The organism is Echinicola strongylocentroti (assembly GCF_003260975.1).
Lineage (GTDB): Bacteria > Bacteroidota > Bacteroidia > Cytophagales > Cyclobacteriaceae > Echinicola > Echinicola strongylocentroti.
This window is the reverse complement of sequence record NZ_CP030041.1, coordinates 3998950-4011790: the sequence shown is the minus strand read 5'-3', so window position 1 is coordinate 4011790 and position 12841 is coordinate 3998950. Positions and strand designations below refer to the sequence as shown.

General features: G+C 48.0%; 8 protein-coding genes. 6 read left to right on the top strand and 2 right to left on the bottom strand.

Features of this window, described 5'->3' with window-relative positions; translation table 11 throughout:
• Positions 1-6: 6 nt before the first annotated feature.
• Entirely contained in the window at positions 7-1263 is a 1257-nt protein-coding gene (locus DN752_RS15590; RefSeq protein ID WP_112784806.1) for a hypothetical protein, read from the top strand.
• Between the two features lie 141 nt (positions 1264-1404).
• Here the strand turns inward: DN752_RS15590 and DN752_RS15585 are convergent, their stop codons facing one another.
• Together DN752_RS15585 and DN752_RS15580 are read right to left on the bottom strand one after the other, a co-directional pair.
• Positions 1405-2511, bottom strand: coding sequence for a Gfo/Idh/MocA family protein (locus tag DN752_RS15585; RefSeq protein ID WP_112784805.1), 1107 nt, complete (start codon positions 2509-2511; stop codon positions 1405-1407).
• Positions 2512-2635: 124 nt separating this feature from the next.
• Positions 2636-4783 (bottom strand): FUSC family membrane protein, encoded by a 2148-nt coding sequence (locus DN752_RS15580; protein ID WP_112784804.1) that lies wholly within the window; start codon positions 4781-4783, stop codon positions 2636-2638.
• A gap of 437 nt (positions 4784-5220) precedes the next feature.
• On the opposite strand from DN752_RS15580, the gene DN752_RS15575 reads away from it, so the two are divergent.
• The 5 genes from DN752_RS15575 to DN752_RS15555 all read left to right on the top strand — a co-directional run bounded on the left by DN752_RS15575 (position 5221) and on the right by DN752_RS15555 (position 12821).
• Positions 5221-10161, top strand: coding sequence for a PKD domain-containing protein (locus tag DN752_RS15575; RefSeq protein ID WP_112784803.1), 4941 nt, complete (start codon positions 5221-5223; stop codon positions 10159-10161).
• Positions 10158-11183 (top strand): PorP/SprF family type IX secretion system membrane protein, encoded by a 1026-nt coding sequence (locus DN752_RS15570; RefSeq protein ID WP_112784802.1) that lies wholly within the window; start codon positions 10158-10160, stop codon positions 11181-11183. Before DN752_RS15575 ends, DN752_RS15570 begins: the two co-directional genes overlap by 4 nt.
• A gap of 69 nt (positions 11184-11252) precedes the next feature.
• A complete protein-coding gene (locus DN752_RS15565; protein WP_112784801.1) occupies positions 11253-11684 on the top strand; it encodes a hypothetical protein in 432 nt (143 codons plus the stop codon).
• Between the two features lie 39 nt (positions 11685-11723).
• A complete protein-coding gene (locus DN752_RS15560; RefSeq protein ID WP_112784800.1) occupies positions 11724-11993 on the top strand; it encodes a hypothetical protein in 270 nt (89 codons plus the stop codon).
• 3 nt (positions 11994-11996) lie between these two features.
• Complete coding sequence (locus tag DN752_RS15555; RefSeq protein WP_112784799.1) at positions 11997-12821, top strand: Cof-type HAD-IIB family hydrolase; 825 nt, start codon at positions 11997-11999, stop codon at positions 12819-12821.
• Positions 12822-12841: the final 20 nt, after the last annotated feature.

Below are 12841 nucleotides of genomic sequence, written 5' to 3'. Positions count from 1 at the left end.
ATAACCATGAAAATCAACCATTTTATGCTAGCATGTAGCCTCCTCCTTGCCACTTCCTGCACCGAGGATGAGTTTATCGATGTCACTGAATCCCCTTCCACAGAGCCACTTCATTCCATCAGCTCGACCACAACGACCATTAACAGCAGCTATACCGACGAAAGCAGTTTTGTGTCCAGCTTGGCTTCACACGGATTTGAGACACCTGCCACACTGAACCTAAACCGTACCGCCACCACCAGCGGTTACAATTCGGTATATGGGTTCAATATCCCTTCTGACAGACAGGTGACCGGCTTCAAATGGAATTCAGGAGATCAGCAAACCGAAGATTGGCGACCTCAGGGCATCACTGGTTTCCAATGGAGCGGAAGAAGGTTTCTGCTGGTATCTTGGTACGCGGTGGGGCCGTCGCAGATTCCAGGTGTCGAAAACCAACATAAAGGAGCCCGGGTTTCCTTGGTGGACATCACTGATATGAACGATATCAAATACCGACATATCCTGTTGGTGCAGGATGTCAACAATCCCTTTTATAACCCATCCAGCCAATACACTCAACTTGGCGAATTTGGGCCAGTGCGGGTACATGCTGGTGGAGTAGCTTATTATGACGAAAAACTTTACGTTGCCTCCACCCAACTCGGCATAAGGGTTTTTGACCTGAACAAAATCGTAGAAGTATCAGGGGACACGTCCAAGTCACGTTTGGGAGAAGAAACTGACGGAACGCTGAGGGCCTTTAACTACAGGTATATTTTACCTCAATCCGGCTATTACGACATTCCTAACGCCGAGCCCTTTTCCTGTGTTGCCTTGGGAGAAGACAGCGCATCCAACCCAAGGCTTTGGACGGGACAATACATTTCCTCATCCAGTTCCTCTACTCCGACAGTTCACGGATTTTTGCTTAATGGCCAAGGAGAGATTCCTTCCAGTTCTCCGGTAGAAGTAGTCATACCAAAAGATAACGCCACCGGAAACAATGGTCCCGTCTACAATATGCAGGGAGTATACAGAAATGGCACCACTACGATCATGACCGCAACGGGCAAAAGCTCCTATCAAGGCTCTACCGCAAGACTCGTCCGCTACCATGACGGTGCATCAAACGGTTCTCGATACCGCTGGCCACATGGTGCGGAGGACCTGTATTACGAACAAAGCTCTGGATACTTGTGGAACATTACAGAATACGAAACCTCCAAATATGGCCAAGATAACCGCTGCGTCTTTGCCGTAAGGTATTCAGATTATGATTGAGTTGAGTACCTGAGCTCGTCATAGCGAGACTGCTTGGTGCCACACATCCTCGCTATGACGAATTGCTTTTATGACCCAACTCGGGTTTAGAAGTGTTTCTTCCAAGGTTTTCTAAATATGAGGGATGCTGGAAGAAACACTTCATTCCTGCAAAACCACTCGCTCTCCCTGCTCAGCAGACTTTCTTGCCGCATCCAAAATCTCCATTACCCGCAAATTGTTCTCCAAAGTATAGGGACTAAAAGCATCAGGCACCCGGTCGCCCACAATCACCTCCCGAAAATATTCGAAAGGGTTGGTTTCGACATCCAATTGCGCAGCTGCTGCCTTCATTTGCCTTTCTTCCTTACCTTTGACCCTGTAGCGAAGCTGTTCATCATCCTTGGTAATTACGTAACCCCTTTCGCCATACACCTCCATGTCCTTCCTATTGAAAGGCCAGTTCCATGAAGCTTGGATGATGCCTTGGCTGCTTTTGTAATCCACGATGATGGTGGCTTCGTCATCCACTTCGGGATAAATCTCCGGCTTGTACGTTTTGGTAACCGCCGTTACGGCAAGGGGCCGCTCACCATGCATCAGATAAGTCATGATATTGGCTCCGTAGCAACCAAAGTCCACCAAGGCTCCTCCTCCATTTTTCACCGGATCGGTCAGCCATTCCAAAAACTCTGGCCCCACGCCGATTTCCTTGGGGCCTTCATGGCCATGGTGAAATACCATCTTTCGGATCTCCCCAAACGCTGCTTGCTGCTCATCAAAAAAGCGGAAGACCTTCTCGGTGGCCGGGTACCAAGAGGTCTCATAATCTGTCAATAAGTGGATGGAATTTTCCTTGGCCAACTGCGCCATTTTTTGGGCATCTGCCAATGTAGTAGCCAGTGGCTTTTCCACCATAACATGGATTCCCATCGGTGCGGCCACTTTCACCGCCTCGAGATGGTCCACGATGGCTCCAAACACCAATATACCGTCGGGCTGCGTTTCCTGAAGCATTCTTTGCAGGTCGGTGTACAATAGTGCTTCCTCTAAACCATACCGCTCTTGAAACGATCTGGCGATGGACTTATCTGGCTCATAAATGCTCACCAACTCCATCCCTTCTTCCTTGCCCCACTCAAAAAACCAAGGGCTGTGGCCATGGGACAGCCCCACCATGGCAAATTTCACCGTTTCTTGCGCATATAACACGGAAGAAAACAGGAACATAAAACAGCATACAATCTGAAGCAAAAGGGTTTTTATCATTCGTTTAGGTTATTTCTCCCAATATAGCTGAAATCCCTAAAAGCCTGAAATTACCTTGCGACGATAAACCAACATTTTCAGTGAAAAAACCGGTAGGAACACACGCTGCTTCCACTCCCGGCCATTAGCTGGCTGTCATTTTTCTGCTGAGCTTCTCCAAATCCGAACACGTCTTCTGGATCAGCTGAAGCTGTTCCGTAAGCAGGGAAATTTCTGCGGAATCAGTGGCTTTAAGAAAGGTTTCCTCGTTATCCAGCACCGAAAAATCCAACTCCTCACCTCTTTCGTTCAAATGCTCTAAACTTCTCAGTAGGTAATTGCGAATCCGTTTGATCTTAACCACTTGGTCGGGTGAAGAAAGCACCATATCAGAACGCATCAAACTGGAAGAAAGCGTGGAAAAGTAAGAAGACAGTATATGGTTAAGCACCACAAATTGGTGCAAGTCCTGCTTGTTTTTCTGTTTGCTTTTGGGCTCATCAAGCATCCGCTGAAAAGCGGCAGACAAATTTGCCGACTGAAGGTACATCTTTCTTCTCGCCAACCGATAAGCCACTTCATCGAAAGTAGCCGTATCAAGCCTACTGATGATCATGGCAAAATACTCCAGATTCGCTTTCAGCACCTTTGCAGACATTTGCTTAAATCCAGTATATTCCCAACTAGGAAGAAAGAAATTACTTGCCAAGTAAGCAAGACCTGAACCCAGTACTGTATCAATGATCCGCTCCCTGACGATCAGAAAATTAGAGTCAGGGTACAAAAACGAATACACGATAAATATAAACGGTGTCATAAACACCACCGCCAAAAAATACCTGATCCGGAGAAAACTATACGCCAACACCATAAACAGCACCAAAAAAACGAATCTTACAGTGAAGTCCGGCACTAGGTACAAAATAAGCACTCCAGTGAGCCCTCCTATAAGCGTCCCCAAAATGCGCTGCGTATTCCTCCGTTTGGTCAAGCTAAACCCCGGTCTCAATATCACCAATATAGTCAGCACCACCCAATAGCTGTGGCTACCTAAAGAAAGCTGAAGGGAAATCAAATACCCCAACAAACATGTCACTGCCAGCCGGAGTGCATGCCGAAAGACATTTGACTCAAGGGATAAATTATCGATGATCAACTTTAGGGAGAAACTTTGGTGCCCTACAAATTTGGAAAGGCTCTGTTCACGCGTCTGGGAAATAAAGGTCAATTGGTCTTCATAGAAGTAATTATAAATATCATCTACCCGTGCGGTAATGGAAGCCAGGTTGGCATAAATCTTCCGAAGCATCAGGCACTTCACCCCTGACTTTTCGAGCTCTTCTATTTCTGTCCTTAGGTTTTCCAAAAAATCAATCGGATAATGTGGATGCTTTGGCTTTTCATTATTGATCAAGGCATAGCCCAGCCGAGAAAGCTCTTCCGCCACCAGCTGTATTCCCCTCTTAAAATCATGCAATACCCGGTATTGGCCATACAGCTCCCTGAGTCTTTTATAATCATAGTGAGAAGCCATCATTTGCTCAAAAATATCCACCATATCCACAAAAATCACCAGCAGCAACTGCCCCGAACTTATGGATTCGCCCACTCGCTTGCGAGTTTTGTAAAGCAACTCCCGCACACTGTCCTGATGCTCGTTGACCTCCACTTGCACGGCGGCCAGTTTTCGGTAGTTGGCCTCGACATCGGTATCGGTAGCATAAAAAGCCGCCTTCTGACGTAAAAATGCCGCCACCTTCAGCACACTTTCGCCCAAGGCCTGTTGAGCCACCCGATAAGGTCTGATCTGCATAATCGACAAACTCAGCAACGTGTACCAAACCCCTCCTGCCAAAACCATCAAGGCATACAGCCAAAAAGCGGCTGCTGTCTTTTGTGGGTCCATCGAAATGGCCATTCCCAAAAGAGCCGCCGCCCCGACAGAAGCAGCTCGGGTGCCATACACGGTAAACATCGCAAACACAAAACAAAACACGGCAATTTCAACCCCCATCAACATGGGGTATTTATTCAGCACACCCGTCACCAAAGCGCTCAAAAAAACAAAGCCGCAGCTCGCCAACATCCCCGTCCTTCGATGTTCCAAAGGACCAGTACTATCAGAAATACTTACCAGAAATGCTCCAAGCGATATGCTGATCCCTGTCCTAAAATCCCCCATTAATGAAAATACTACAGCCGGCAACAATACACCCAGCGTCATTTTCACGCCATCAGTGAAATATTGACCTAAAATAAAACTCTTTAATGCTGCAGGTTTGAAAAATGACATTTCCAGTGGTTAAGAAGCTAATTTATAAAAGGAAGGTCAAATTAACATCCTTGCCTGCTAATTATTCTCTGCCTGTAATTGACGACTACTCATATCTTACTCTTCCATAGGCCATTCATAAAAGTCCAAGTAAAATTGACACATAGAAACGATAATTTATACATATTTTTATGTATTTTAAACAAATAAAAAAGCATTAAAAGCTGAAGTTTCCTTTTGAAATATTAAATTTAGTCTGATTATACGCTTTCTTGCCAGTAGATTTTATTTCTCACGGAACACCCAGAACATCCAGAATGACATAAGGCTTTTCTGAGATTCCAGTGGTTTCTGTGAGTACCTATTTACTATTGCTGTGATTACTGGTGTCATTGCAGAGACACATAAAATTTAGTAAACCTTTATCCACACAATTCCCGGGGTTGTTTTAATTTTTCATGAAAAACTCAAAACGCTACCTTTTCCTTTACCTCATTTTTCTTGCTGGCGGATTCATTCTGGCAACAGTAACAACCTATGCGTTAGTGGGTAACTGGCACCACCACTCCATTGAAAATGACATGGCCATTCCTGTGGCGGCTTTTGAATTCGATACCAATGTTCAATGTAGCAGGAACGACATTGCCTTAACAGACTTATCCACTGGAGATATCGTCGCCTATGAATGGAACTTTGGCGACCCCAACGCTGGAGAGCAAAATATTTCCAATGAACAAAACCCCGTACACCAATTTATAGGAACCCCGGGCACCGCCATGGAAACCTTCACGGTATCCCTGACCGTCACAGAATCAGACGGCAGCCAGAACACCGCCACGCAGGAAATCACGCTAAACCAAGCACCTTCCTTGGCAGTAGGCACCGAACAAGACGATGTAGACTTCGACGACCTGCAGTATGTCATTATTTGTGAAAATGACGATTCCCAATTCACCTTTTACAACCAATCTACCACGCGGGAAACCAATGTTTCCTATGAGCTGGACTGGGGAGATGGTTCAGAAAAATTCACGGGGGAAGACTGGACAGAGCTCTCGCATGCTTACAGCATGGGCGTTTACCGGCTTATCTATTCGGTCACAGGCCCATCGGGATGTACCGCTACTGAAGAGTATGGAATATTTGTAGGATCCAACCCCGCAGTGGGACTGGGCAATCCCGGCAACACCAATGTCTGTGGGGGACAAACCCTCACTTTTCCCATCACCGGAACAGAAAACAACCCTACGGGGACAATGTACACCGTGGACTATTCCGATGGCTCTCCACCGGAAACATTCAGCCACCCTCCTCCAGCATCGGTTACCCACACCTTTGAAGAATCCTCCTGTGGGGTAAACAGCGGCAGCTTTCCCAACTCCTACTCGGTCAGCATCACTGCTTCTAACCCCTGCTCGGCATCAGCCGCGGTAGTTTCACCAATATATGTTTCAGAAATTCCCGATCCGGAATTTGATGCACCGGAAGAGCCCGTCTGTGTAGATGTCCCCATCCCCATCCAAAACCTCACTGAATTTGGCGGGGAAGTAACCACCAACGGGCAATGTGAAGATTTAGGGATTTTTGTCTGGGAAATCAGCCCAGCAACTGGCTGGGAGCTTCCCGAAGGCACTCTGGGAACCCGTATCAACCCAAATGCGCCTAACTCCTGGACCAATGGCTCCGAAATCATCAACCCGGTCTTTTCGGAAGCCGGCACCTACACCATCCGGTTGATCACCGGAAACCGCTGCGGCATCAACGAAGAGGTCAAAACAATCTGTGTAAACGAAATTCCACAACCTGCATTTGAGCTAAGTACCACAAGTGGCTGCGGTCCCTTGTCGGTCACCACCTCCAATACCTCCTTTGTAGATACCAGTTGTGGAGAAGATGCGGTCTACAACTGGTCAGTGCAGTACCAAGGTGAGTTTTGTGGCACTGGCTCCGACTGGGAATTTGCAGAAGGATTTGACCAGAATGCTTCCAGTCCCACGTTTAACTTTAATGGCCCAGGCCGCTACATTATCAACCTGAGCATGACCACCAATTGCGGCACTTTTTCCGCTAGTGAAGAAGTAGAAGTCTACGCTCCACCCTTGGTCGAGCTCGCTCCTATCCCAAGTGTTTGTGAGCCTACAGTCTTCACACCCCAAGCAACAGTGGAAGTTTGCGACAACAGTGATGTCACCTATCAATGGACATTTGTTGGAGGTACGCCGTCCTCCTCCACCGATGCCGATCCTGGGGAAATTGATTTTGGAACACCAGGGGAAAAATCCATCACGCTTTCAGTTTCTTCTGGGTGTGGTGTAACATCGAAAACGGTCTCCTTTTCCTACGACCTACCTCCAGTGGTAAGTGCGGGCGAAGATGGCATCATATGCCTCGGTGAGACCTTCTCTCTTGCGGCTCAGGTAACCGACACCGAAAACCTCAGCTTCCAATGGTCCAGCGCCAATAACAGCCCCATCACCGATGCCAATTCGCCTGTGGCCACTGCCAGTCCTACGACAAGCACGGTATTCACATTGCTGGTCACGGATACCGAGACAGGATGTACGACCACTGATGAGGTGGCCGTAACAGTAGACCCGGCCCCTATCATCACTTTTTCCCAGCCCGACCAAGTGATCTGCTCCGGTGAAACCACCACTGCCGTAACACTCAGTTCCGATGCAGGCACTACACTGGAATGGACAGCGGATTTTGGCCCAGTGACGGGAGGCACTGTCAGTGGCTCCACCGTCATCCCAGCCCAAACGCTCATTAACCAGACCAACGCACCTGTTGAGGTCAGCATAACCGCTAATATCACCTCCTCTACTCAGGGAGCCTGCGCTGTCCAACCGGCCACTTACACCATTACGGTTCAGCCAGAGCTGGCCCACCAAGAGGCTGCATTGGAAATCTGTAATGGAGAAACCTTCAACTACCTGCCGAACGACCATATCCCAGGCGCTAGCTACAGTTGGGCAATAATCAATTCGGGATCACTAGAAGGCACCAGCGACTCCCCCACCGCTTCCCCATCCATCAGCCAAACCTTGATAAACACTGAAAATGCTCCCGCTACGGCTACTTATGAAATCACCCCAATCAGAGAAGGCTGTCAGGGAGAGCCATTTTTGCTTGATGTGACAGTTATCCCTTCATCCAACTTAACCCTTTCTTCCGTTAGTCAAGAAATCTGTAGTGGCGGCACGAGCCAAGAGGTGACGATTTCCAGTAATATTCCCGATGCCACCTTCAGCTGGACAGCCGTCGCAAATGGCGCAGAAGGAGTCGTGCCCTCTGGCAATTCCGCCACCATCCCCCCCATGGAATTGACCAACCCCACCAATGCCCCAATTGAGGTGGTCTTTTCTGTCAGCAGCTCTGCCCAGTCCCAGGGCGACTGTGCAGGCAATCTGCTCACGCATTCGATAACGGTCTATCCTGATATTGTCATTCAAGCAGACATTGCGGATTTTAGTGGCTATCCCATTAGTTGTTTTGGAGCAAACGACGGACAGATAGAAGCCGTCCCTTCTGGAGGCAATGGTCAGTATAGCTATGCATGGACTGGTCCTAATGGCTTCACCTCCACCACTCCCCTTATAGAAGGTTTGGGAGCAGGCACTTACCTACTCACCGTTCAGGATGGATCCGGCTGCTCGAGCACAGCATCCTACACGCTGGAAGAGCCCAACCAGGTAGAGGTGAATTTAGCAGGGTCCACTCCTGTTTATTGTGCTGGAGAGGCCACTGGGACCATTTCAATAGAAACCACAGGAGGCAACCCCAATATCCCATACACTTATGAATGGCAAAAAGACGGGCAGTCCTATCCAGCTACTGAGGCGAGCATCAGCAACTTGCCCGCAGGAATGTACACCGTCACGGTGTATAACGGAGAGAATTGCCCGACCGACTTTGGGCCGGTGTCCATTACCGAGCCGGACAGCCCCCTGACTATTGGCTATCAAAAAGAGGATATTTCCTGCTATGGCGCTAATGACGGTTCGTTAACATTGGATATCCAAGGAGGCGTAGCTCCATATACCGTTTCATGGAATTTTGGCTCCTCCCTGTCGGCCTTCACAGACCTCGGCCCGGACACGTATACAGTCACCGTGGAAGACCAAGCTGGCTGTATCAAAACTGAAAACATCACCATTGAGGATGCTCCTATTTTTCAGCTGACCCCAGAGGTCAACCAGATTTCCTGTGCTGGCGCAAATGATGGAAGCATCCGCCTAAACCTCGAACAAAACGACCTACAATACACCATCCGTTGGGATCACGGCACTGAGCTGGAAAACATCTTCAACTTATCTGCCGGTACTTACGGGGTTACGTTGGAGCAGTCAGACGGATGCAGCATCAGAAGGGAATTCAATATCCTGGAACCTGCCCCTTTGGTCATCGAAAGCCAAATTACCGACGCCCTTGACTGTACCGACCCCCAAAGCGGAAATATCTCCATTGGCATTTCTGGCGGCACCCCTCCCTATACCATTAACTGGAGCAATGGCGCCACCACTACCGACCTTAGCGGGCTTACCGCCGGACAATATGAAGTCAACGTCACCGATAACGCAGGCTGCAGTGTCGTTCGCCAAATGGAAATCAAACGGCCATCCCCGATCACGGTCAATAATATCAGGAATACAATAATATCCTGTGAGACAAAAGAAGTAACCGAAGAAATTACGCTATCCATCACGGGTGGCACTCCTCCATACGCCATCAATTGGTCCGGCGGGGATGTCACTGAAGAAGGGCTAAAAATGACCACTACGGAATCAGGACTCTTCACCGCAGAAATCACAGACGGAAGTGGCTGCTTGGTGACTGAGTCTTTTGCTGTCGAAAACCCGCCTACCTTAGTAGATGCAGAAGTTAACTCCGAGGGATTTGCTACGCACAATGCTCATTTGGCCCATTTTGAAGTCACCTTCCAAAGCCTGTCTTCTGGCGATATTACAGGTTACTTTTGGGACTTTGGCGACGGCAGCTCCAGTACAGAAGAAAACCCCATACACATTTATAAAAGTGCGGGAAACTACCAAGCTACCTTGCTGGTCACCGATTCCTTTGGCTGTACTTCGGAAACCACGCTAAACGTAGAGGTAACGGACCATTTTGTCATGATGCCCAACGTCTTCTCGCCCAATGGGGACGGACTGAACGACCATTTCTTCCCGAAATTTCGGTTGATCGCTGAACTGGAGTTTATGGTATTGAACAAGTGGGGAGAGGTCATTTACCGGACAGAGGACCTGAATACCCCTGGATGGGATGGCACCGTCAATGGCACACCTGCTGACGCAGGCAACTATGTGTACAAACTGAACTTTACGACGCTGGATGGCCGTAAGGACTCGATGACTGATGTATTTATGCTCTTAAAATGATGAAAAAGCTCACCATAGTATTGCTTATGTTGACATTGGCCTTCGGAAGTTCCAATGCGCAGGATTTTCAGTATTCGCAGTTCTATGCCGCTCCACTCTATCTCAACCCGGCAATGGCAGGATCCACCGAACTGACACGTATAGGCGCCAACTACCGGAAACAATGGCCGGGGCTTTCCAATGATTTTACGGCCTATTCAGCCTACATGGACCATTACAGCTTTGACCTCAACAGTGGGGTCGGTATCGCCGTCAATAGCTTTCGGGAATCCAACATGAAGATCAACACCAGTGACATCTCTATTTTCTATGCCTACAACCTGCAATTGGCCGAAACGTGGAACTTCAGGTTTGGGGGCCAGGCTGCGATCGTCCAAAGAAGCGCGGTGCTGGACAACCTTATCTTTGGCGACCAGATCAACCTCTTCTCACAGACAGTAGCCCCGAGCACTTTGGATCAGCTCCCCAACTTCGAGCCTTACAGTTACTTGGACATTTCGTTTGGGACACTGGTAAACAACGACTTCTTCTTTTTTGGACTGGCTGCCCACCATGTCAACCAACCACGCCTGAGCTTTTTTCCTGAGGAAAACCAACACACCCTTCCACTAAAAATTGGAGCACATGGCGGTTATAGCTTTCCTCTCGGGTCCAACTATCAATGGGGATCCCATTTTGACAATCAAATCACACTATTGGCCAGCTATAAACAACAAGGCCCCTTTAAGCAACTGGACCTGGGCACCCAGCTGCTATACGGAAAAGTCATCGGGGGGATTGGCTACAGAGGTATTCCCGGCACCCAAAACAGCCCTAATCATGACTCCATCATTGCCCTGCTTGGGGTAAAACTGGAGTCTGGCTTTGTGATTGGCTACAGCTATGACTATCAGCTATCCCCGATCGGCAGCCAGACCAAAGGTGCCCATGAGGTTTCCTTCCGGTACCTTTTCCTTTGGGGAAATCCTAAAGACAGAAACCGAAAATCCCGCATCAATGATTGCTTCTACTACATGATGTAAGGTTTTATAATAGGAAATTAAATTTTGACTTCCCCTATTTTAGGTTAAATTTGAGAAGAACTTTTATCTATGAGACCATTGAAATTATCCTACTGGCTGGTATTCTGCGGCTGCTTTTTTCTCAGCAGCTGTAGCTGCAACCCTGAAAAACTGATCGAATGGATTGCCAGTAGTGACTTCTTCAAAGGCTCTGAAGAAGTCAGGGCTGTCGGGGGATTTGGAAGAGTGGAGTCCAGTTTTCACAAAGACTACAACAATGACAGCAGCAAAATAGAACTGAGGCTTTATGATGGCACCCTTCCTGAATTATACAAAAACGAAGCGAACATTGCCCGAAAATGTGCCAAGGTATTTATCGAGGCCTCAGACAGTGAGGATTACCAAAACATCGAAGTGTTCATCATCAAAACAGATGAATCGGACCCCTTCAAAGCCATTTATCAAAGCCAATACCTTTTTGAGGTGGCCAGTTTGACCAAGGAAACTACGAGCTCCAATTAGCATTTCAATTAACTCCCCAACCCATAAACAATACTTCACATGGACTATAATCTTCCTCACCAAGCTGACAAAAACCTCCCTATGTCTGTAGGAGACTGGATCATCACCTTACTGATTTCCGGGCTTCCGGTCGTTGGATTTATCATGCTGATCGTATGGGCTGTGGACAAAACCACCCCTACGACCAAAGCAAATTACGCCAAAGCTGCCCTGATTCTATATGCCATTACGGTAGCATTAACTTTTCTATTCATAGGGGTAATCGGGTTCAGTTTCTTATCTTACGACAATTTTGAGTCAATAAAGTAAACCATGCAATTTAAAGCCCTCTGTACCGACATTGACGGTACGCTATTGGATAAGAACAGGGAAATTTCGGCCAGAACCCTTGATGCCATCGCACAGCTTCCTGCGGATTTTCCCGTAATTCTGGCCTCTTCCAGAATGCCAAGTGCCATGCGGCACCTTCAGGCAACCATGAAGCGCCTCCACAATCCAATGATCTGCTATAACGGCGGATATGTCATTCACTTTAATGGCCACGAGGAGGAATATGAGCTGTTGGACACGGTAAAGATCCCCTTGGACATCTGTCATCACATCCAAGAAATTTCTGATGGTACCGACATCCATATCAGTGTTTACCATGAGGATGAGTGGTATGCACCCCAAGATGACTTTTGGACACAGCGGGAGATCACCAGCACCAAGGTAAAACCAGTGATTAGAGCTTGGCAAGAAGTCCTTCCCGACTGGCAATCTCGCCAAGCAGGAGCGCACAAGGTCATGTGCATGGGACCCGCTGATGAAATTGACGCCCTCTTCAGCACATTGGAAGCAGGCAAAAACGAGGACCTCCACCTCTATCGCTCCAAGGACACTTATATCGAAATCGCCCCGAAAGCCATTTCCAAAGCCAGCGCACTGGAACAGTTACTTGCAAAAAAATACGGCATCTCACTTTCGGAAGTCATTGCCTTTGGAGACAACTATAACGACATCGAAATGCTCAAGGCGGCAGGCCATGGAGTGGCTGTGGGCAATGCCCGCGAAGAGGTCAAAGCTGTCGCCGATGAAATCACCGCCAGCAACAAGGAAGATGGCGTCGCCATGATGATCGAAAAACACCTGCTGTAATTGACAATTAGGAAAAACCT

What these genes read in the sequence shown, in the direction of transcription:
- DN752_RS15560 (WP_112784800.1), top strand. Translation starts at nt 11,724, where the DNA reads ATGGACTATAATCTTCCTCACCAAGCTGACAAAAACCTCCCTATGTCT.
- DN752_RS15555 (WP_112784799.1), top strand. Translation starts at nt 11,997, where the DNA reads ATGCAATTTAAAGCCCTCTGTACCGACATTGACGGTACGCTATTGGAT.
- DN752_RS15580 (WP_112784804.1), bottom strand. Translation starts at nt 4,783, where the DNA reads ATGTCATTTTTCAAACCTGCAGCATTAAAGAGTTTTATTTTAGGTCAA.
- DN752_RS15590 (WP_112784806.1), top strand. Translation starts at nt 7, where the DNA reads ATGAAAATCAACCATTTTATGCTAGCATGTAGCCTCCTCCTTGCCACT.
- DN752_RS15585 (WP_112784805.1), bottom strand. Translation starts at nt 2,511, where the DNA reads ATGATAAAAACCCTTTTGCTTCAGATTGTATGCTGTTTTATGTTCCTG.
- DN752_RS15570 (WP_112784802.1), top strand. Translation starts at nt 10,158, where the DNA reads ATGATGAAAAAGCTCACCATAGTATTGCTTATGTTGACATTGGCCTTC.
- DN752_RS15575 (WP_112784803.1), top strand. Translation starts at nt 5,221, where the DNA reads ATGAAAAACTCAAAACGCTACCTTTTCCTTTACCTCATTTTTCTTGCT.
- DN752_RS15565 (WP_112784801.1), top strand. Translation starts at nt 11,253, where the DNA reads ATGAGACCATTGAAATTATCCTACTGGCTGGTATTCTGCGGCTGCTTT.